Source organism: Bifidobacterium coryneforme, assembly GCF_000737865.1.
Lineage (GTDB): Bacteria > Actinomycetota > Actinomycetes > Actinomycetales > Bifidobacteriaceae > Bombiscardovia > Bombiscardovia coryneformis.
Map to the genome: position 1 here is coordinate 1,435,672 of NZ_CP007287.1, position 20,700 is coordinate 1,456,371.

At 61.6% G+C, this 20,700-nt stretch carries 18 protein-coding genes and 1 tRNA gene; 4 read left to right on the forward strand and 15 right to left on the reverse strand.

The genetic code is table 11. The features are described from left to right. Positions 1–3 precede the first annotated feature (3 nt). The 7 genes from rplD to bcor_RS05840 all read right to left on the reverse strand — a co-directional run bounded on the left by rplD (position 4) and on the right by bcor_RS05840 (position 6,930). Positions 4–678 (reverse strand): 50S ribosomal protein L4, encoded by a 675-nt coding sequence (gene rplD / locus bcor_RS05810; protein ID WP_033490669.1) that lies wholly within the window; start codon positions 676–678, stop codon positions 4–6. Positions 679–682: 4 nt separating this feature from the next. Continuing rightward, positions 683–1,336 (reverse strand): 50S ribosomal protein L3, encoded by a 654-nt coding sequence (gene rplC / locus bcor_RS05815; protein ID WP_033490670.1) that lies wholly within the window; start codon positions 1,334–1,336, stop codon positions 683–685. A 16-nt stretch (positions 1,337–1,352) separates the two neighbouring features. Beyond that, positions 1,353–1,661, reverse strand: coding sequence for a 30S ribosomal protein S10 (rpsJ, locus tag bcor_RS05820; RefSeq protein WP_006295278.1), 309 nt, complete (start codon positions 1,659–1,661; stop codon positions 1,353–1,355). Between the two features lie 364 nt (positions 1,662–2,025). Continuing rightward, positions 2,026–4,749, reverse strand: a complete 2,724-nt coding sequence (adhE, locus tag bcor_RS05825) for a bifunctional acetaldehyde-CoA/alcohol dehydrogenase (RefSeq protein WP_033497882.1) — start codon at positions 4,747–4,749, stop codon at positions 2,026–2,028. A 357-nt stretch (positions 4,750–5,106) separates the two neighbouring features. Next, positions 5,107–5,595 (reverse strand): 30S ribosomal protein S9, encoded by a 489-nt coding sequence (gene rpsI, locus bcor_RS05830; RefSeq protein ID WP_033490672.1) that lies wholly within the window; start codon positions 5,593–5,595, stop codon positions 5,107–5,109. A gap of 21 nt (positions 5,596–5,616) precedes the next feature. Beyond that, on the reverse strand, positions 5,617–6,066 hold the full coding sequence (gene rplM / locus bcor_RS05835) for a 50S ribosomal protein L13 (RefSeq protein WP_033490674.1): 450 nt from the start codon (positions 6,064–6,066) through the stop codon (positions 5,617–5,619). A gap of 198 nt (positions 6,067–6,264) precedes the next feature. Further along, positions 6,265–6,930 carry an AbrB family transcriptional regulator gene (locus tag bcor_RS05840; protein ID WP_033490676.1) on the reverse strand — a complete coding sequence of 222 codons (666 nt, stop codon included), beginning with the start codon at positions 6,928–6,930 and terminating at the stop codon, positions 6,265–6,267. A gap of 176 nt (positions 6,931–7,106) precedes the next feature. On the opposite strand from bcor_RS05840, the gene bcor_RS05845 reads away from it, so the two are divergent. Further along, entirely contained in the window at positions 7,107–7,745 is a 639-nt protein-coding gene (locus bcor_RS05845; protein WP_033497615.1) for an IMPACT family protein, read from the forward strand. Between the two features lie 85 nt (positions 7,746–7,830). Here the strand turns inward: bcor_RS05845 and bcor_RS05850 are convergent. After that, positions 7,831–7,917, reverse strand: a tRNA-Ser gene (locus bcor_RS05850). 175 nt (positions 7,918–8,092) lie between these two features. Between bcor_RS05850 and dinB the strand changes: the two genes are divergently transcribed. Next, entirely contained in the window at positions 8,093–9,355 is a 1,263-nt protein-coding gene (dinB, locus tag bcor_RS05855; RefSeq protein ID WP_033497613.1) for a DNA polymerase IV, read from the forward strand. A gap of 94 nt (positions 9,356–9,449) precedes the next feature. Here the strand turns inward: dinB and dapC are convergent, their stop codons facing one another. The 5 genes from dapC to bcor_RS05880 form a co-directional block, all read right to left on the reverse strand. Further along, positions 9,450–10,583 (reverse strand): succinyldiaminopimelate transaminase, encoded by a 1,134-nt coding sequence (gene dapC, locus bcor_RS05860; RefSeq protein WP_033497611.1) that lies wholly within the window; start codon positions 10,581–10,583, stop codon positions 9,450–9,452. A 51-nt stretch (positions 10,584–10,634) separates the two neighbouring features. Then, positions 10,635–10,952: a ferredoxin gene (gene fdxA / locus bcor_RS05865; RefSeq protein ID WP_033490682.1), complete on the reverse strand. Its 318-nt coding sequence runs from the start codon at positions 10,950–10,952 to the stop codon at positions 10,635–10,637. A gap of 49 nt (positions 10,953–11,001) precedes the next feature. Further along, entirely contained in the window at positions 11,002–12,528 is a 1,527-nt protein-coding gene (locus bcor_RS05870) for an amino acid permease (RefSeq protein WP_033490683.1), read from the reverse strand. A 292-nt stretch (positions 12,529–12,820) separates the two neighbouring features. After that, a complete protein-coding gene (gene uxaC / locus bcor_RS05875) occupies positions 12,821–14,227 on the reverse strand; it encodes a glucuronate isomerase (protein ID WP_033497608.1) in 1,407 nt (468 codons plus the stop codon). A 221-nt stretch (positions 14,228–14,448) separates the two neighbouring features. After that, positions 14,449–15,477 carry a LacI family DNA-binding transcriptional regulator gene (locus tag bcor_RS05880; RefSeq protein ID WP_051875717.1) on the reverse strand — a complete coding sequence of 343 codons (1,029 nt, stop codon included), beginning with the start codon at positions 15,475–15,477 and terminating at the stop codon, positions 14,449–14,451. A 248-nt stretch (positions 15,478–15,725) separates the two neighbouring features. On the opposite strand from bcor_RS05880, the gene bcor_RS05885 reads away from it, so the two are divergent. Both bcor_RS05885 and bcor_RS05890 read left to right on the forward strand, forming a co-directional pair. Then, a complete protein-coding gene (locus tag bcor_RS05885) occupies positions 15,726–17,369 on the forward strand; it encodes a mannitol dehydrogenase family protein (RefSeq protein ID WP_033497606.1) in 1,644 nt (547 codons plus the stop codon). 90 nt (positions 17,370–17,459) lie between these two features. Further along, on the forward strand, positions 17,460–18,587 hold the full coding sequence (locus tag bcor_RS05890) for a mannonate dehydratase (protein ID WP_033497604.1): 1,128 nt from the start codon (positions 17,460–17,462) through the stop codon (positions 18,585–18,587). 96 nt (positions 18,588–18,683) lie between these two features. Here the strand turns inward: bcor_RS05890 and eda are convergent, their stop codons facing one another. After that, complete coding sequence (gene eda, locus bcor_RS05895; protein WP_051875718.1) at positions 18,684–19,349, reverse strand: bifunctional 4-hydroxy-2-oxoglutarate aldolase/2-dehydro-3-deoxy-phosphogluconate aldolase; 666 nt, start codon at positions 19,347–19,349, stop codon at positions 18,684–18,686. 54 nt (positions 19,350–19,403) lie between these two features. After that, on the reverse strand, positions 19,404–20,435 hold the full coding sequence (locus bcor_RS05900; protein ID WP_051875719.1) for a sugar kinase: 1,032 nt from the start codon (positions 20,433–20,435) through the stop codon (positions 19,404–19,406). Between the last annotated feature and the right edge of the window lie 265 nt (positions 20,436–20,700).

Consider the following 20,700-nt stretch of genomic DNA (forward strand, 5'->3'; position numbering starts at 1 on the left):
AAATCAGGCCTCCTTGACGGTCTCGGACTTGGCGTCGCCCCTGGAAGCGAGGAAGGCTTCAAAGCCGTCCTTGCTGAAGACGACATCCTCTGCGGTGACCACGTCGTAGGTGTTGAGCTGATCGGCGAAGAGCACATGCACGGTGGGCAGATTCCTCACGGAGAGCCACTCGTTGATGTTCTCGCGGGAGAGCACGATGGTGGTGAAGCGGTTCTCGACCAGGGGCAGGAGAGCTGCCTTGGCCGCCTTGGTGGACGGAGTCTCACCGATACCGAAATCAACCACGTGGATACGCCCTGCGTTGGCCCTGTCGGAGAGGATGTAGCGCAATGCTGCAGCCTTCATCTTCTTGGGGGTGCGCTGGGAGTAATCGCGGGGCTGGGGTCCGTGGACCACAGCGCCTCCGGCCCACTGAGGGGCGCGGATGGAACCCTGACGGGCACGACCGGTGCCCTTCTGCTTCCAAGGCTTACGACCGCCACCGGAGATGGTGGAGCGGGTCTTGACCGAGTGGGTGCCCTGGCGAGCCGCGGCCAGCTGGGCCACAACGACCTGGTGGATCAGCGGCACGTGGGCCTGGACGTCATCCTCGGCGATGCCGAAGATGTCCTCGGGGGCCTCAACCTTGCCGGCTGCCTTGCCCTTGGCGTCCGTGATGTTCAGAGTCAACTTAGCCATGATTTCAGGCTCCCTTCACTGCCGAACGGACCAGGACGATGGCGCCGCGGGGGCCGGGGACGGCACCCTTGATGGCGATGACGCCCTTCTCGGTATCCGCGGAGACGATGGTCAGGTTCTGGACCGTCGAGGTGTCGTGACCCATGCGGCCTGCCATCCGCTTCCCCTTGAGGATGCGGCTGGGGGTGGCGCATGCGCCGACAGAACCGGGACGACGCTCGTTCTTGTGCGAGCCGTGGGTACGGCGATAGGACTTGAAGCCCCAACGCTTGATGGTGCCCGCGAAGCCCTTGCCCTTGGTGGTGCCGGTCACATCGACCTCGCTGCCCTCGGGCAGCAGCTCCAGACCGAGCTCCTGGCCGGGCTGGTAGCTATCGGCATCACCGGTTCGGACCTCGACCAGGTGACGACGAGGGGTCACACCGGCCTTGGCGAAGTGGCCAGCCAGGGGCTTGGTCACCTTGGTGGGATCGATCTGGCCGTAGCCGATCTGGATGGCCTTGTAGCCGTCCGTCTCCTCGTTCTTGACCGCGGTCACCACGTTGGTGGAAACATCCACCAGGGTCACCGGGACGAAGAAGCCGTTCTCATCCCAGACCTGGGACATGCCCAGCTTGCGGCCCAGGAGGGCCTTTCGGTTCCTCTGATCTTCAGCCATACGGTTTCCTCCTCCCTTACAGCTTGATTTCGATGTTGACGTCCGCCGGCAGATCGATGTGCATCAGAGAATCCACAGCCTTGGGCGTGGGATCCACGATGTCGATGAGACGCTTATGAGTGCGCATCTCGAAATGCTCGCGGGAGTCCTTGTACTTATGAGGAGAACGGATGACGACATACACGTTCTTCTCAGTCGGCAGCGGAACGGGGCCAACCACAGTTGCGCCCGCGTTCGTCACCGTCTCGACGATCTTCTTCGCCGATTGGTCGATGACCTCATGGTCATAGGACTTTAGCCTGATGCGGATTTTCTGTCCCGCCATTGCCGTCCGCCCTTTCTAGCGATCTATATGACTGGTTATCCAGCCTGTTGCAGGGCACTGATCGGCGGGGCTCAGCGGGAATTCCACCCGACAAGCCAAAACCGCATCCATGCACAGCCGTCCGGAACCCAGTGGGGTCAGGTCCCGAGCTGTACCCGCTATTTTGAATTACAAAGTGCGAGCCCAAAACAGGCAACTTTCATATTTAACCACGAGGCCACCCCTAGCATAATCCGGGCGTGTCGCTTTGGTCTCGATCATAAAACCGCTCATACCAGCGCCTCGCGCATGAAAATGGTCGGCCTCTTCACCGTGAGTTAGATCCCGGTGAAGAGGCCGACCAATCAACCTGTCTTTGACAGGGTCAGATGCGCTGCGAAGCTTCCTCCGTAGCTGCCTCGCCCTCCCTGCTGACGCGCAGACGATGGCCCTCTTCCTGAGGAACACCGTAGTAGGCGGCGATGGCGATGTCCTTCATGTCCTCGATCTGAGGAATGCGGGGGTTGGCCGGGGTGCACTGATCCTCATAGGCACGCATGCCTATCTGGTCAAGGACACTCCAGAAGTAGTCCTCATCCACACCTGCAGCCTGGAAGGAGCTGTCCATGCCCAGCTTCTGGTCGCGGTAGTCCTCAACGGCCCGCGCCAGGAGCTCCACACCCTCCTCGGGGGTGGAGGACTCGATGCCCAGCACATGTGCCATCTCCTGGTAACGCTCGGCCGCGATGTACTCGCTGTACTTGGGCCAGGAAGTGGGCTCCTGCGGAATCTGCCCGTTGTAGCGAATCACGTAGGGCAGGAGGATGGAGTTGGTCCGTCCATGCGCGATGTGGCACAGTGCCCCAATGGTATGTGCCATGCCATGGCACATACCCAGGAAGGCCGAACCAAAGGCCATGCCTGCCATGGTGGCCGCGTTGTGCATTCTCTCCTGGGCCCGGATCTTGGTCCGGCCGCCCTCTGTACCGACCGAAACGGCCAGGTTGTCCCAGATGAGCTTGGCTGCCCGTAGGGCCATGGCATCGGTGTAGTCGTTGGCGTAGACCGATACGAAGGCCTCCATGCAGTGGGTCAGGGCATCGAAACCTGAGTCCGAGGCGAGCCGCTTGGGCTGGGTCCGGGCCAGGACCGGGTCGACGATGGCCACGCTGGGGGTCAGGGCATAGTCGGTGATCGGGTACTTGTAGCCGGTCTTGTGGTCGGTGATGACCGCGAAGGGGGTAACCTCCGAGCCGGTGCCTGACGAGGTGGGGATGCAGACCAGCTTGGCCTTGGAACCCAGCGGCGGAATCTTGAAGGCCCTCTTGCGGATGTCGAAGAACTTCTCACGCACGTCGGCGAAGGATATCTCCGGACGCTCGTAGAGGAGCCACATGATCTTGGCCGCATCCATGGGGCTGCCGCCACCCACCGCGATGATCGTATCGGGGCCGAACTCGTCGCGCATCATCTCGGCACCGCGCTCCACGGTCTCCACGCTTGGCTCTGGCTCAACGTAGTCGATGATGCGGAAGGTAACGGGCTCGGGACGGGCACGCAGCTGATCGATGATCTTGTCGACGATGCCCAGCTGCTCCATGACCTTGTCGCAGACGATGACAGCGCGGTGGATGCCGAACATGTCGCGCAGATACCGTACCGAGTTGGGTTCGAAGTAGGTCTTGGGCGGCACCTTGAACCACTGCATGTTGTTGTTCCTCCGCGCTATGCGCTTCACGTTGATCAGATTGACCGCCTGTACGTTGCCCGACACGGAGTTGCCGCCGTAGGAGCCGCAACCAAGGGTCAGGGAGGGAGCGATGGAGTTGTAGATGTCGCCGATGCCACCCAGGGAGCTGGGCTGGTTCCAGATGATTCGGCAGGCGTGCATGCGCAGACCATACTCGCGGACCAGCTTCTCGTTGTCGGTGTGGATGGCGGCCGTATGTCCGGCACCGTGGCGGAGCATCTGCTCGCACTTGGCGAAGGCGTCCTCCTTGTTGCGGGCCTTGAGAACAGCCTGGACCGGAGCCAGCTTCTCCAGGGTCAGGGGCTCCATTCCACCGACCTCCTGGCATTCGGCAGCCAGGATGGTCGCATCCTCGGGAATCTCAAAGCCTGCCTGGTGGGCGATGAACTGGGGAGACTTCCCGGGCACCACGGAATTCAGCTTGGGGGCGGGGGCATCCTTGCCGGCATAGGCAGTGACACCGAACATGTACTGCTCCAGCTTGGCCTTCTCCTCCCTGTTGACGAAGTAGGCACGGCGGCGCTTCATCTCGTCGATCACCCGGTCGTAGACGTCCTGGTGGGCGATGATGGCCTGCTCGGTGGCGCAGATCATGCCGTAATCAAAGTGCTTGGAGAGGATCAGATCATTGACGGCCCTGGGAACGCATACATCCTTATCGATATAGGCGGGGGCGTTCCCGGCCCCGACACCCAGAGCAGGCTTGCCCGAGGAATAGGCGGCCTTGACCATGCCCGGACCGCCGGTGGCCAGGATGGTGGCCACACCCGGGTGTTTCATCAAGGCACCGGTGGCGTCGACCGAGGGGTGTTCGATCCACTGAATGCAGTCCTCCGGAGCACCTGCCTCGATGGCTGCGTCACGAACGATCCTGGCGGCCTCGACCGAGCACTTCTGAGCGAAGGGATGGAAGCCGAAGACAATCGGGCACCTGGTCTTCAGGGCGATCAGAGACTTGAATATGGCGGTGGAGGTCGGATTGGTCACCGGGGTGACACCGGCCACGACACCAACGGGCTCAGCCACTTCAACAATGCCGTCCACATCATTCTCGTTGATGATGCCCACCGTGCGCTGCTTGGCCAGGTGGTTGGTCACATGCTCGCAGGCGAAGATGTTCTTGGTGGCCTTGTCCTCGACCAGACCACGCCCCGTCTCCTCGACGGCCATCTTGGCCAGGACCAGGTGCTTGTTGAGGGCTGCTATCGAGGCCTTGGCGACGATGCGGTCGACTTGGGCCTGATCGAGCTCCTCGAATTTCTTCAGAGCCGCTTGAGCCCTGGTGACCAGAACATCAACCTCCTTGTCGGGGCTGACCACCACAGCTTCTCCCTGCTTTGCGGAAGCCCCCTTATTGATGTGCGCATTGTTCTTTTCCGAGACCACTTGCCCTCCCTTGATGAGCAGTTGTCAGACATACGAAAACCGGATGATCCGGTGCCTACCGGGTGAACACTCAAACCCGGCATAGTGACCAAGGTCACAATATAGCGAAGAGGGGCTACCAAACCCGATTGTGTGCGCGGCGACGTTCACTTGTCGCGTGTCGTGTGGATATTCGTTCTTTTTCTGGTCAATACAGAACAGGTTTCGTTAATTTTCACGTTCGCTTTTGCTGGCGACATGCAACAAGCCTCCCCGGCTCAGACTGGAGCGGACAGGATATGAAAAATCCCCGGGTCCGAAGACCACGGGGATTGCAGTGTTGACCGAAGGTCAGCGCTTGGAGAACTGAGGTGCACGGCGAGCCTTGTGCAGACCGGCCTTCTTGCGCTCCACGACACGGGCATCGCGGGTCAGGAATCCGGCCTTCTTCAGGGCCGGGCGGTTGGCATCACGGTCGATGGCGTTCAGGGCACGGGCCACACCCAGTCGGATTGCGCCCGCCTGGCCGGTCACGCCGCCGCCGTCAACGCGGACGATGATGTCGAACTTGTTCTCAAGCTTGAGCAGAACGATCGGCGAGTTGACCTCGCGCTGGTGCAGACGGCTGGGGAAGTACTCCTCCAGGGTGTGCCCATTGATGGTCCACTTGCCGGAGCCGGGAACCAGACGTACACGGGCGACAGCCTCCTTGCGGCGGCCGGTGCCATATCCGGGCTCGATGGCGGAGGTACCGGTACCTGCACCGGCGTTGGTCTCCGAAGTGTAAGCTGCGGTCTCCTCAGACTCGAGAACCGCGGAGCTGTTGTTGTTTTCAGCCATGGTGATCTATCTCCTCTGGTTCTACTTGGCCTGCTGGGAGGTCTGGTGAATCTCGTAGGGAACGGGCTGTTGCGAGGTGTGGGGGTGCTCCTCACCTGCAAAGACGCGCAGACGGGTCAGCTGGGCCCTGGACAGCTTGTTCTTGGGAAGCATGCCCTTGACGGCAGTGGTGATGATGCGCTCAGGGTTGTGCTGGAGCAGCTCGCCGTAGGAGTCGCGACGCAGACCGCCGGGACGACCGGAGTGGGTGTAGAGCACCTTGCCGCTCTTGTCGCCGGTCAGAGCGACCTTGGCCGCATTGATGACGATGACGTTGTTGCCTGAATCGGCATGGGGTGCGAACGTGGGCTTGTTCTTGCCACGCAGAAGGTCGGCCACCTGCGCAGCCAGACGACCAAGCACCACATCGGTGGCGTCGACGATATACCAGTCATGAGTCAGATCGGCTGGTTTCGGGGTGAAAGTCTTCACGATTCAACCTTTTCCTTGCATTGTGTTTCGGGCTTCCCACCCGGCATGATGCCATACCGATGAGAGGCCATATTATCCGTGGGCTCCCTGAAAGTCCTAGACGGCGAGTGGGAAAAGCGCTTTGAGGACCCCTTAGGGAAACACAACAATCCACAATTGTAACGCCTGACGGCTGTTCGTCAAAACGCGAGTCGAAGATTACTGGTCCAGCCGCTTCTGCGCCGCATTGGCAACCTCAACCCGATCATCCTGTGCCAGGGTCTTCACGGTCTCCATAGGGGTGTTGGGGTTCAGGGCCACCGCCCTGCGCACCATGGAGGCCAGAATCAAGGGGGCACCCTCTTCGGTGCTTGTTCCCAGGCCACCCAGGTAATCAAGGGTGTCCGCATCGGTCGTCGAAGCCTGGGCCCCCTCCAACCGCATCTTCCAGGAGGCCATCGGATTGGTAAGAGCGGCGGCCCTGACCTGGGGGTTCTCATCCTTGGTCAGGATGCCCACCAACCAGTTCTTGTCGTCCCTGTTGGACGCAACCGCCTGGCGCACTTTCGGGTCGGCATCCTTGGAGAGCTTGACCAGGATATTCGGGAAGGGCATGGTCTCAGCCAGGAAGACCCTGTCATCGACCGGCGTGTGGTCATTACCTGCGACAGCCTCCAGCAGGGCCGTGAATCGGGAGAATGCCGCCTGGTCCGAGCGGTCGGGCAGGGGACGGCGGGCAAATTCATGCAGCTCTTCGGAGTCCGTGGAGTGCCTCAACCGCTCATAGAAGACCGTCAGCGCCTCATGGGAATTGCGGTCCTCCCCCTGGTCGGTACCTGTCTGGGCCGGGGATTCCGATTCCGGCTGTTCCTGGGGATTGGTCATGGTGCCAGCTTAAGTCCACTCCGTGATTTCCTGGACACACCTGCAAATTGCGGGAACGATCTACGATTCCGCGGCCCGGTCATAGGGTGTTCCCCCGAGGAGAGCGGTGGTCCCCCACCCCCGCCTACCATATAGCCAGAACTCTCAGAAGCGGACCGCCGGAGGAAGGGACCACCATGCAGACCATCCTGGACCCATCCGACAACCCCTCCATGGGGTCCCTGGTCGACAGAAAGTCCGAGTTCATCGGCAGCGCCTGCCACATCGGGAACCAGGATGAGGCCCTGGACTTCGTGGAGCAGGTCCGCAGAGCCAATCCCAAGGCCAGGCATGTCTGCCACTGTGCCGTCTGGGGCCCGGAAGGCCACACCAGCGAGCGCCTGAGTGACGACGGCGAACCGTCAGGCACGGCAGGCAAGCCCATCCTGGAGGTGATGCGCCGCCAGAACCTTACCGACTGCGTGGTGACCGTAACCAGGTACTTCGGCGGCATACTCCTGGGTTCGGGCGGATTGATACGCGCCTACTCCTCGGCCGCCTCCCTGGCTCTGAAGGCTGCCCATCCGGCCAGGATAGTGACCTCACGCAGGTACCGAATATCCGTCGCCTACCCCGACCACGGCCCCCTGCTCCGTCTTGTGGAGTCCGTTGGGGGATCCGTCGCAGAAGAGGCATTCACAGACAACGTGACCCTGACATACGACATTCCCCTCGACCAGACCGAGGAATTCGGCAGGAGCCTAAGCAATCTCCTCCAAGGAGGAGCTCCTCCAACTGAACTGGAGACGGTACAAAGCCCTGTTCCGCTGACCTGATTCCCGGGTTCGCATGCCCCATGGCGATAGGCCTGAATATGGAAAACCGGGAACCGTCATTCTCGGACGGTTCCCGGCAATCATGCGGAGACGAGGAGATTCGAACTCCTGGACCGCTTGCGCAGTCAACACCTTAGCAGGGTGCCCCTTTCGGCCACTCAGGCACGTCTCCCTGCATCCAACCCTATCACCGGATCCGAAAAGAGATTCGGATAAGGCCAGAACAAATCACTAGAATACCATCTCTCCAAGATGGGACTCGCCGGATTCTTCCAGGGCTGGGCTTTCACCCCATACACGGGGTCTTTTATCGGGTGTTATCACTGAACTTTGCCTATCATGGAGCCATGAGTACTGCACCAAGGCTGGCGGCCGCCAAGAAGGACTGGGGACACGACGAGACCGTGTGCACGGTACTGCATATTGATATGGATGCCTTCTATGCCTCCTGCGAGGTGGCCCGGTATCCGGAACTCAAGGGAAAACCGGTCATCATCGGCACCGGCACACGATCCGTCGTATCAGCCGCCAGCTATGAGGCCCGCGTCTACGGGATAAACTCGGCCATGGCCGTCAGCAGGGCACGCAAGCTCTGCCCACAGGGAATCTTCCTCCCCGTTGATATGGCCTATTACCATTACATCTCCCATGAGATCTTCAAGACCGTATTCTCACGCATCACCGACCGGATCGAACAGGTTTCGGTGGATGAGTGCTTCATGGATGTTTCGGGCGCCCTGATGAGATGGGGCTCGCCGACGAACATCGCCCGATGGATCCGAAGCACCGTGGCCGAGAACTTCAACGTGACCTGTTCCGTAGGCATCGCATCCAACAAGCTGGTGGCCAAAATGGCCTCAACCAATGCCAAACCCGATGGGATGCTGCTCATCCCAAAGGACCGGCAGGCCGATTTCGTCCAGCTCATGCCCCTGCGGGGGATTCCCGGAATCGGACCAGCCCTGGAGAAGCGACTCAATGCCTGGGGCGTCAAGGACGTGGCGGACCTGGCCAAAATGAGCGAGCACGACCTGACCAGGGCTACCGGGTCGAAAATCTCGGGAAGAATGCTCTACCTTTCCTCCCACGGTCTCGATCAGAGCAAGGTGCGTCACCGTCCACCCGAGAAGTCCATCGGCGCCGAGCGGACCTTCATGCATGACACGACCAGCATGGAGCAGGTCTGTGGTCTCCTGCGGACATGCAGCGACGAGGTGGCGACCAGTCTCAGAGCCCAGGACCTGGTCGCCCGGACCATCACCGTCAAACTGCGCTTCGACGATCTGCGCTATATGACCAAGGCCAGGACCCTTCAGACCCCCGTCAGTACGGCCACTCGCATCTATCCCAGGGCGGTTGAGCTCCTCAAACGGATGCTGGGCATCCCCGACCTGGCGCCGATGACCACTCCCCTTCCTCGATTGATTCGGTTGGCGGGCGTAAGTGCTTCAGGACTGAGCAAGGTCAAAGAGACCCCGATTCAGCCGTCCTTGGAGGATGTACTCGAGGAGGACGACCACAAGAGCGCCAAGAGAATGGACAACGCCGAAGCTGCCATCGACACGATCCGGAACCGGTATGGCAGGCGGTCGGTGCACCTGGGCGTGTAGCGGTCCGGAGGAATACAACATTCAAGCAGACAGCCAGCCACATCAACCATTGCCTGCAATCGTGGCCCTCGATGAACCAATGACCAGGCCCATGTCAGCTGCCGAGCCGGTCCGCCACCTGGTCCATGACGGCATCACTGACAGTCGTGGAGAGGCGCAGATGGGAGGAATCCCCATAGAACTCCCCCGGGCTGGGCAGGATACCCAGACTCGCCAGGGTCTCCATATCCTCCCAGCAATCCCCGCCACGGGACCTGACCCAAAGGTAGAGGCCACCCTGGGGCATGGTCGCCTGATACCCGAATGACCGCAGGGCATCGACCAGGATACTGAGGCGGCGGAAATACCTGTCACGCTGAATACGGACCTCCTGCCGGTCGGCCAAAGCCGCGACCATGGCCGCCTGAACAGGGCCGCTGATAATCATCCCGATCTGCTTGCGGTAGGTGGTCATCGGTCCGAGCAGATTCGGATCGCCCGCCATGAAGGCGGAGCGGTAGCCGGCCATGTTGGACTGCTTGGACAAGGAATAGAGGCATATCAGACCATCAGCAGACCCCTGGCAGACCTCAGGATCGAGGATGCAGGGGGCAGGTTCCCCTGCCGGACCCCCAGGAGTCCAGGTCAGGAGGGCATAGCACTCGTCACTCAGCACGACGGCACCGATGGAGCGGGCCGCGCGGACAATGGCGGCAAGATCCTCGGCATCGAGCACAGCACCGGTCGGATTGGACGGGGAGTTGACCCAGATGGCCCTGACCCCGGGGATGGACACCCAGGATTCCACATCGGCCGGGTCGTCCACCGTGACCACGCGAGCACCGGATAATTGGGTACCTATGGCGTAGGTCGGGTAGGAGACTGCGGGTTGGACCACCACGTCCCCCTCCCCCAGGTGGAGGAGCGAGGCCATGAGGGAGACGGCCTCCTTGGACCCGACCGTAGGCAAAAGGGATGCCCCGCAGGAGTCCAGATCGACGCCGCGCTCACTCCTGAACCAGTCCTTCAAGGCCTGGCGAAGTACAGGACTGCCGATGGTTGCGGGGTATCCGTGGGCATCTTTTCCGTCTGCGGAACGGGCCAGGGCGTCCTGGACGGAGTCCGGAACAGGATCCACAGGAGACCCGACCGAGAGATCGGCCACGCCTCCGGGCACAGCCGATGCAATCCGGCGGTAGCGATCTATGCGCGACCAGTCGTAGGGAGATGAAAAGGTCTGAAAACCCACGGAACCCCCTGGAATGTAGATTACGGAACGGGCCTTGCGACCCGGTTGGCCTCACTTCTGAGGAGGCAGAGCCGCCACCTTTTCGGGATCGTGATCGTAGGCCCCGGCCGCAGCAGCCCCGCCGGCGTCTCCGACCTCGGCGAAGAAGTCATTGGCGGCATCCTTGTACCAGGCCCACTCGTCAGGAAGATCATCCTCGTAGAAAATAGCCTCAACCGGGCAGACGGGTTCACAGGCACCACAGTCAACACACTCATTCGGGTTGATGTAGAGCGAGCGCACTCCCTCGTAGATGCAGTCGACCGGGCATTCGTCCACGCATGCCTTGTCCCTGACATCAACACAGGGCTGGGCGATGACGTACGTCATAGGTAAACCTCCTGAATAACTGGGTTCAGTCTACCTCCGGTCTGGGACCCTAATCCTCGATGCCCGCCAAGGTGGACTCGGGGACTTCGCCGGACAAGCGGTGCTGACCCAGGCGGGAGTGCCTATAGGAGTAGCAGAAGTAGATGGCAAAGCCGCAGGCCAGCCAGACCACGAAACGAATCCAGGTCAGAACCGTCAGATTGAGCATGAGCCACAGGCAGGCCAGGGCAATCAGGATGGGGACCCAGGGATTCCCAGGCATCTTGAATGACCGTGGCAGGTCGGGGCGGCGCTTGCGCATGATCGGCAGGGAGATGGCCACCAGGAGGAAGGCGGAAAGGGTGCCGATGTTGACCATGTCGGAGAGGACATCGATCTGGAAGCAGGAGGCCACAATGGCAACCAGGATGCCCCCGGCAATCTGGATGCGGGCGGGGGTGCCGTGCTTGCCTGTCTTGGAGAAGGACCTGGGCAGGAGACCATCACGGCTCATGGCGAAGACGATACGGGTCAATCCCAGCAGGAGGACCATGACCACGGTAGTCAGTCCGATGACGATGCCGAAGGAGATGATCTTGGCTGCCCAGGAGGCTCCCACCATCTCGAAGCCGGTGGCCAGTGAGGGGCTCTTGGATTGGGCCAGGTCCTTATAGGAGACCATGCCCGTGGTGACGATGGCGACCAGGATGTAGAGGACGATGACAATCAGCATGCCCAGACCGATGCCCCTGGGGATGGTCTTGTGCGGTTCCTTGGCCTCCTCGGACGTGGTGGCCACGATATCGAAGCCCACGAAGGCGAAGAAGACCAGGGCAGCCCCGGAGAGGATGCCGGATATGCCGTAGATGGTCGGTTGCATGCCCGATGCCCACTGCCAGAGGGGCTGGCCCATGATGCCCGAGACCGTGGCTCCAGGCACGTCGGCTGCGGGTTCGGCAGGCGGGATGAAGGGATGGTAATTCTCGGCCTTGATGTAGAAGAAGCCGACGACGATGACGAAGACCACGATGCCGATCTTCAGGACGGTCAGGGCCCCGTCGAACCGTGCCGACAACTTGGTGCCCAAAACGAGGAGAACCGTGAAGAGGGTCACGACCACCAGAGGAGCCAGATCAATCTCGAAGGAACCAAGATGGAAACTGGTGGAGAAGGATTCCCCACCCATCAGGTGGATGAAATCGTTCAGGTAGACACCCCAGTACTTGGAGATGACCGAGGCGGCCATCAGCATTTCCAGGATCAGATCCCAGCCGATGATCCAGGCCACCAGCTCGCCGATTGTGGTGTAGGTGAAGGTATAGGCGGACCCCGATACGGGAATCATCGAGGCGAACTCCGCATAGCACATGACGGCAGAGGCACAGACGACACCCGCGATGACAAAGGAGATGATGACGGCTGGACCGGCATGGAAGGCCGCCGCCTGGGCACCCACCGAGAAGATACCCGCACCGACCGCCACGGCCACCGCCATGATGGCCAGGTCCCAGGTGGACAGGGTTCGTTTCAGGGAGCGTCCCTCCTCCCCGGTTTCGGCAAGGGTCTGCTCAACCGACTTTTTCCTGAAAAGTTCCATCGTTCTTCCAATCGTGACTCACGGTGCACGCCAGTGGCCCCGGCCCGTCACCATAGGAGATGGGGACCCGCAACCAGGGACCTTGTTCACTACCGGATAGTACCCCCAGGGGGCAGGGCGCAAGCAAAAGTCCATTCGAGGCATAAGACCGGTCCTGAACGACAGGCCATTCCGGGAGAGGAATCGTTCACCACGAAACCGTAAATCCCCTGTAACCGGCCTATCGCCATCCCTGCCCGGGGTGGTTTTCCGGCTCTCGGGCCTCAAGGACGAGCAACCGTTGCGGTCCCGGTCAGTCGTCGAAGAGCGCCAGGGCATTCTCGTAGGAGACCGCACGAACCAGAGGGGCCAGATACCCCTTGTCGTCGGGTACGATGCCCTGGGCGGCCCAGTCACCCAGAAGACCGCAGAGCACCCTGCGGAAGAGCTCGTGCCTGGGGAAGGAGAGGAAACTACGGGAGTCCGTGGTCATCCCTACGGAATTGCCCAGGAGGGAGGTCTCGGCCACGACCTCCAGTTGACGGCGCATCCCGGTGATTGTGTCGTTGAACCACCAGGCGTTGCCCAGCTGAAGCTGACCACGGTCTTCGCCGCCGAAGCAACCAAGGTCGGTGGCTATGGCCATGTAGTCATTGGGATTGAGGGAATAGATGATGGTCTTGGGCAGTACTCCCGAACTCTGCGCCTGGTCAAGAAGGCCCACCAAGGGTGCAGCCACCGCACCATCGGCCATGGCATCGTACCCCGTATCGGCGCCCAGCCTCCGAAAGGCCTCGGAGTTGTTGTTGCGGCTTGCGTGAAGGTGGATCTGCATGGTCCAGCCCTTGTTCTTGTAGACTCGCATCAGCTCAAGAAGGAGGGCGGCACGGTACTGGGCCCGTTCACGCCCGTCGAGCTCCCGGCCCGCCTTGACCTTGTTGAAGATGACGTCCAGCTCCTCGCCCGTGGCCGGGGCGAACTCCACCGCATCCACACCGTGGTCAGCCAGCCGGGAACCGTGCTCATGGAAGTAGTCCACCCTTTCCCGCAGGGCATCGACCAGGTCACCGAAGCTGTTCATGGACCTTCCGCAGACCGACTCCATGGTGCCGACCCATCTCCCATACCTGCTGCTGACCGGATTCAGGGCCTCATCCGGGCGGAAGGCCGGTACCATCCTGAAGGACTCCCCCTCATCGCCGAACCGCTCATGGTATTCCAGACTGTCCTCGGGGGAGTCGGTGGTGCAGATGACCTTGGCCTTCATCCTGCGCAGGAGGGCCCTACGCGAGAAGCCCGGATCGGCCAGTTGTTCGTTGGTCCGTTCGAAGATGGACCGGGCGGTCCCGACGGTCAAGGGCTCTGAAATGCCGAAGTACCGGCGCAGTTCCATGTGGGTCCAGATATAGACGGGACTGCCCACAGCCTGCTCCATGGTGCGGGCGTAGGCCAGGAACTTATCCCAGGGATCGCCGTCTCCGGTAATCAGACGTTCCGGCACCCCGTTTGCCCGCTCCAACCGCCACTTGTAGTGATCGCCGTAATTGTGTCCATCGGTCAGCCAGGCATCGACGATATTGTCGAAATGGGGGTCCTCATAGATCTCCTTGGCACGCAGATGGCAGTGATAGTCCACCAGGGGCAGGTCCTCGGCCACGTCATGGAACAGCTCCCGGGACAACTGCGTCCCGAGCAGGTAGTCATCATCCAGGAAAGCCACTACAAACTCCTTAGTCGAAAATGGCAGGTCCGGCGTTCCAGTTCCCCGGCTGCCTGAAAACCGGCCGTACAGACCATATGGGCGATTGGAGCCGTCAAGGAACAAAACTCTCGTATACCACCTGTCAGCCTATCGGTGCCCGGACGACCTTGGGTGTGGAGTTGCCATGATTTGCCAGGGCCGCTCCCAGCCGTATTCCGGCCCTGGTTCCTGCCCCGCCCCTAGGACTTATCCGACTTGGCGCCGGTACTCTGCCGGATAATCAGGTGGGCAGGGACTGTAGGAGTGGGCGTGGGCGTGGATGAGGCGGCCCCTGCCAGACGGCTCATGAGAAGATCGGCCGCCCCCCGCCCCAGGGCGGACAGGGACATGTGGATGGTGGTCAGGGGCGGTGTGCTCACCATGGACATGGTGTCATTGTCGAACCCGATGACCGAAACATCCCGGGGGCACTCGCAGCCAAGCCTCCTCAGGGCCACGATCAGCCCGATCGCCATCAGGTCGTTGTGGGCGATGACCGCGCCCGTCGGGTCATCCAGATATTTTTCGGCGAAGGAATAGCCACCGTAGAAGGTCGGGGCACAGGGCATCGAGCGCTTGACGGTTATCCCCTTGGCATCGCACTCGCTGAATATCTGCCGCCAGCGGATGCCTCCCGACCATGAGGCCGCCGGCCCGTCCAAGTAGGTCAGACTTCGATAACCCAAGGTGTGCAGGTGGTCCACCGCCTGGCACGCCCCCTTGGAAACGTCGATGCTGATGCTGCAGACACCCCGGACGTCACGGTTGACACTGACCAGGGGGCGCAACTGTGCGCACTTGCGTATCATGGCGTCCGGCATCCTCGGGGAAACCAGGATGATTCCGGAGACCACAGGTGCCACGGTATCGACGATACGGCGCTCCTTGGTGATGGATTCCCTGGTTTCCAGGATCATGGTCTCGAAGCGGAAGCGCTCGCACTCGTCCTGGATGTTGCGGATGACTCCGGTAAAGAACTGGTTGCCCAGGTCGGGCACGATGACCGCCACCAGCCCCCTACCCTGGGAGCCCGAACGGCTGTCAACCATATCGCTGTGGTAGCCCAGGGCATCAGCGACTTGCTGAACCCTCTGTGCCGTTGAGATGCTGACCCGATCCGGGCGGGAAAAGGTGCGTGAAACGGTCGAGGGTGATACACCGGCCTGACGGGCCACATCATATATGGTGACCTTGGAGGAGCCCTTCTCCGAACCCGCTTCGGTCTTCATCTGTCCCAATCAGCCTTCCCGCGCCTGCCCCTGGTGCCCGAAATGCACGCCAGCGTCTTCGAGTCTTCCTGCATCCAAGTATAAATGCCGCAGCCCTATCCATGGCAACCGAAACGACCATCATGGGAAACAAACGGCAACTCCGTGAACATGCGCGGATCGACTTGATAGGTTTCTTCGGTAGGACAGGGGTCAAGACGGCGACGTCCGGCTCCAACGGAAGGTTCTTTGAGCAAAGGAAGGCGCCGATGCTTCACCTGGACGACGACATGAACAGCGAGACCGCGGCCTGGCAGGAAGCCGGAGTAACCCTGCCTGCATTCGATACCACCTCAATGCGCCAGGCCACCAACCAGTCACCCGTCTGGGTCCATTTCGGGGCCGGCAACCTCTTCAGGGCCGTTCACGCCCCAATCGCCCAGAGGCTCCTGGACCTGGGCGCCACCGATCGGGGAATCCTGGTGGCCGAGTCCTTCGACCCGTCCATCATCGACCAGGCCTACACCCCCTTCGACAACCGTTTTCTCCAGGTCATCCTGAGGGCGGACGGGTCCATGGATGCCGCCCTAATCGCTTCCGTGGCGGGCACCTACCCTCTGGGAGAGAACCCCGAATCCTTCCAGGACCTCAGGCAGGTCTTCCGCGATCCCGGCCTGCAGATGGTCACCACGACCATCACCGAGAAGGGCTATGCACTGGTGGATTCCAAGGGGCATGCACTGCCCTGGATCGCCCCCGAATTCGAGGGGGGTCCGACCAAGGCCAAGAGCGCCATCGGAGTCATCACGGCCCTCCTCCTTGAGCGTTACCAGGCCGGAGCCTTCCCCCTGGCCCTGGTCAGCACCGACAACTTCTCTCGGAATGGGGAGAGGTTCGGACAGGCGGTCAGGCGAATGGCCGACGAGTGGATCAGTAGAGGACTGGCCGGGCGGGACTTCGGGGGCTACCTCGATGACGACATGAGGATAACCTTCCCCCTGACCATGATTGACAGGATCACCCCCAACCCCGACCAGGAGGTGGGACGAAGGCTTGAGGCCATGGGCATGGCCGACATGTCACCCTTCCGAACCAGAGGAGGGACCGCCATGGCCCCCTATGCCAACACCGAGGAGACCTGGTACTGGGTGGTTGAAGACGACTTCCCCGCAGGCCGACCGCCCCTGGAGAAGGCCGGGGTCTACATGACCAACAAGGATACGGTCAACGCCGCCGACCAGATGAAGGTCACCACCTGCCTGAACCCGCTCCACACGGCACTGGCCGTCTTCGGGATGCTCCTGGGGTATCCGACCATGTCGGAGACCATCGCCGACCCGGACCTCAAGGCCCTGGTCACCCGGCTGGGGTATGTGGAAGGACTCCCGGTGGTCGAAGACCCGGGCATCTTCTCCCCCAAGGAATTCCTCCGCCAGGTAATCGAGGTCAGGATACCCAATCCCGGTCTGCCCGATACGCCCGCCCGTATATGCACCGACACCTCCCAGAAGATGCCGGTCAGGTACGGAAACACCATCAGCAAGTACCTATGCACCGATGGTTTGGATGCAAGCGCCCTGGAAGCCATCCCCCTGATCATCGCCGCCTGGCTGCGGCTCCTGGTCGGTTCGGATGGACAGGGAACCGACGATGCCGGGAGGCCGGTCAAACTCAGTCCCGACCCCCGCCTCAAGGAACTCCAAGGCATCCTCTCCGGCATCCCCCTGAACGGCTCTGCAGGGAGAGAGACCCTGTCCACAATCATCCGGCCCATCCTGGCCGACATATCCGTCTTCGGCACCGATCTGAACACCACTCCGCTGGCAGGCAAAATCACCAACGCCCTGGCCGCCATGTGCCAGGGGTCGGATGCGGTGGCGGGCACCCTCCACCAGGTCGCACGCACCTGGTGAATTCCGAAACCCTTCCGGCCCCGGCCCACTGGTCGCACGGACAGGAAACAAGGGTCAGAACCGCCTGACCCACCATAAGGAGAGAGCAACATGCATATGGGATTCCGCTGGTACGGCGAAGGCAACGACACCATCAGCCTGGATGACATCCGCCAGATTCCGGGAGTGGAAACCATCGTCTGGTCCCTCCACCACAAGCAGGCCGGGGAGGTCTGGCAGCCGGGCGAAATCGAAGAGGCCATGGCCACGATAACCGGGCTTTCCGCCAGGGACCGCGCAGCCGGCATAGCCAAGACCTTCAACGCCGATGTGGTCGAATCGGTCAATGTCCATGAATCCATCAAGACCGGGTCGACGGTCCTGGGAATGAGCCGTGACCAGGCCATCGATGCCTACATCGAAACCGTGGCCAACCTGGGCAAGGCCGGGGTCAGGGTCGTTACCTACAACTTCATGCCGGTCTTCGACTGGCTGCGCACGGAGATGTTCCATCCCTGCCCCGACGGATCGACGGCCCTGTACTACAACCAGCACCAGGTGGACCAGCTCAGCCCCCAGGGCATCATCGACGAGACCCTCAAAGGAGCCGGGGCCCTGACCGTACCTGGCTGGGAGCCCGAGCGTTTGGCCCATCTCCCCGAGCTGATGGAGGCATACCAGGGGATGGATCATGAGCTTATGTACGCCAACTACAAGTACTTCCTGGATGCCGTGATTCCCACCTGCGAGCGCTACGACGTCAGGCTGGCCGTTCACCCGGACGACCCGGCCTTCGACCTGTTCGGATGGCCGCGCGTGGTCTCCAGCAAGGAGGGGATCCAGCGGGTACTTGATCTGAATCCCAGTCCTTACAACGGTCTCTGCCTCTGCCTGGGTTCCTTCTCCTCCAGGAGGGGGAATGACGCAGTCGACGCGGTCAGGACCTTCATGGACAGGATTCACTTCAGCCACGTCCGCAACATCCGTTTCACCGACGAGGAGGGGTCTTTCTTCGAGGTGGGCCACCGGGCCAGTGAGGGCGACGTGGACACCGTCGGCATTATGCAGGCTTACGCCGAGGCTGATTACCAGGGATACATCCGCCCCGACCATGGGCGGCACTTGTGGAGCGAGAACACCGAGGCCGGCAGACCCCGCCCAGGGTACGGCCTCTATGATCGTGCCATGGGCATCCAGTATCTGCTTGGCGTTTGGGATGCCTACCGGAACAACCGTTGAGGAAGTATCCGCTTGCGCCTGATGTTGCCGACTGGTCTTGTGTGTGTGGGGGGGGGGACGACTCAGGTCCGGTCAACCCCAGGAGGATGGTTCCCGTCAGTCCTGCACCAATTGCCGGGCCTGGACGCAGGCTTCGGTAACGGCCTTCCAATCGCCCCGGCGTTGAGCCGGGGACGGCACGGGGAAGCTCCCGCCTACGGCGAAGACATTGGGTAGGGCCATGTACTCGCGAACGTTCTTCAACCCCACTCCCCCCGTGGGCAGGAAGCTCATCTCAGCGAAAGGACCGGAGAGCGCCTTGAGGGTTCCGACGCCGCCGTAGGCCTCGGCCGGGAAGAACTTGGTGAAGCGCAGACCGCGGTCATAGGCCTTTTCTATGTCGCTCGGGGTCGCGGTTCCGGGCAGCACCGGAATCAGGGACCCCAGGCACCAGTCGACCACGGCGTCGCTGAAAGCCGGCGAGACGATTCCACGGCAACCGACCCGGACCGCCTGGCGGGCCTGGTCGACGGTGTGCACGGTTCCGGCCACCAGGGTCACCTCAGGCACCTGGTCGTGGATGGCCCTCATCCCTTCAAGGGCCGCCGGGGAGCGGAAGGTGATCTCGGCGATGGGCACCCCACCGGCCGCCAGAGCCTTGGCCAGAGGGACCGCCTCCTCGACCGAATGCAGGGTGACCAGGGGGACCACCCTGATCCGGCGAATCAGATCGATCAGTCCTGTTCCGTCTTCCGCAACGGCCGCCTTTTCGACATCGTTCATGCTTGTTTCCTTCTTCAGTGGAATCGGATTCGTCTCTTATTCCTCTGCGGGGTCTCAATCCGGGGCGACCAAGACCGGCTCCATCGTCCCGTCCGCGACATCCGCCCGTTCGTGGCGAGCCATGAAGTCGTCCAGTTCGGCCCTTGTGGGCAGACCCTCGTTATCGGAGACCACCTGGGTCTGCATGGCGCCGATGGCACACCCGCGCTCCAGAGCCTCCGACAGGGGCCCGCCCTCCAGGAGTGCAGAGAGGACACCTGCCGCAAAACCATCACCGGCACCGACCGTGTCCACCACCGCATCCACCTTGAAACCCGGAACGTAGACCCCTTCGTGGCCGTCCGTCGCGTAGGCCCCGTCCGGCCCGTCCTTGACGACCGCGTAGCGGGCACCGTTGTCGATGAAGGCCTGGCCGATATCGCGGACCTTGTCCAGGCCGAACAGGTGCCTGCCTTCGGAGATGCCAGGCAGGACCAGGTCTGCTTTGGCACAGAGGGACAGGAGGGTCCGTCTCATATGCCCGTCGCTCTTCCATAGGGCCGGGCGTTCGTTCGGATCGAAGGAGATGAAGATCCGGTTTGCCCGGGACATATCCATCAGGGCCTCGCTCGCCTCCATGGTGCTGGCGGAAAGGGCCGGTAGGATGCCGGTCATATGCATCAGGGAGATACCCGCGCAATCGATGGATCCGATATCGGAGGGGCTGATGGCCGAGGCCGCCGACCCCTTGCGGAAGTAGTAGGTCTTGGGGTCGCCCCGCTCTACCTTGGACTTCATCATGAAGCCGGTGGAACGGGAGGCATCCGTACCCACCAATGAGGTATCCAGATCGTTCTGGCGCATGAAGCATCGAATCCGATCTCCGATCGGATCGGAACCGAGGCGTGTCATATAGACCGGGTGCTGACCCAGCCGTTCCAGGCCGACCGCAACGTTGAGTTCCGCACCGGCCACCGATGCCCTGAAGGACCCCACTTCACTGCATGGGCCTTCCTCACCTGCCGAGAAAAGCCCCATGCTCTCGCCAACCAGAAGGACCTTTCCGGGACGGACACCGCTGACAACCATGTCGTGGGAAGCCGCCATACCATTCCTCCATGCCAAGGACCGATGGACCCAACAGGTCCGTCACATCCCGCGCCGACACGGGGACGACCTGACACGTCCGCTGCTGTTTTCAAGCTATGCGGCCGAAGGATGGCGGAGGAATAAGTTGCCAGCTGTTGCTTGCCCCGACAGCTATGGCAGGAGAGGAAATCAGACCCGCAGGCACATGAGGCTCAGGGGCGGGAAACACGAGAAAACCAAGGAGAGACGAGGGCCGCGCGAAATCGGCATCCACACGGCTCTC

Bases quoted from the DNA above. Each gene is read 5' to 3' on its own strand.
- rplC (WP_033490670.1), bottom strand. From the start codon at position 1,336: ATGGCTGAAGATCAGAGGAACCGAAAGGCCCTCCTGGGCCGCAAGCTG.
- rpsJ (WP_006295278.1), bottom strand. From the start codon at position 1,661: ATGGCGGGACAGAAAATCCGCATCAGGCTAAAGTCCTATGACCATGAG.
- rpsI (WP_033490672.1), bottom strand. From the start codon at position 5,595: ATGGCTGAAAACAACAACAGCTCCGCGGTTCTCGAGTCTGAGGAGACC.
- bcor_RS05845 (WP_033497615.1), top strand. From the start codon at position 7,107: ATGCAGACCATCCTGGACCCATCCGACAACCCCTCCATGGGGTCCCTG.
- eda (WP_051875718.1), bottom strand. From the start codon at position 19,349: ATGAACGATGTCGAAAAGGCGGCCGTTGCGGAAGACGGAACAGGACTG.
- rplD (WP_033490669.1), bottom strand. From the start codon at position 678: ATGGCTAAGTTGACTCTGAACATCACGGACGCCAAGGGCAAGGCAGCC.
- bcor_RS05890 (WP_033497604.1), top strand. From the start codon at position 17,460: ATGCATATGGGATTCCGCTGGTACGGCGAAGGCAACGACACCATCAGC.
- bcor_RS05840 (WP_033490676.1), bottom strand. From the start codon at position 6,930: ATGACCAATCCCCAGGAACAGCCGGAATCGGAATCCCCGGCCCAGACA.
- bcor_RS05870 (WP_033490683.1), bottom strand. From the start codon at position 12,528: ATGGAACTTTTCAGGAAAAAGTCGGTTGAGCAGACCCTTGCCGAAACC.
- bcor_RS05900 (WP_051875719.1), bottom strand. From the start codon at position 20,435: ATGGCGGCTTCCCACGACATGGTTGTCAGCGGTGTCCGTCCCGGAAAG.
- bcor_RS05885 (WP_033497606.1), top strand. From the start codon at position 15,726: ATGCTTCACCTGGACGACGACATGAACAGCGAGACCGCGGCCTGGCAG.
- bcor_RS05880 (WP_051875717.1), bottom strand. From the start codon at position 15,477: ATGAAGACCGAAGCGGGTTCGGAGAAGGGCTCCTCCAAGGTCACCATA.
- dinB (WP_033497613.1), top strand. From the start codon at position 8,093: ATGAGTACTGCACCAAGGCTGGCGGCCGCCAAGAAGGACTGGGGACAC.
- fdxA (WP_033490682.1), bottom strand. From the start codon at position 10,952: ATGACGTACGTCATCGCCCAGCCCTGTGTTGATGTCAGGGACAAGGCA.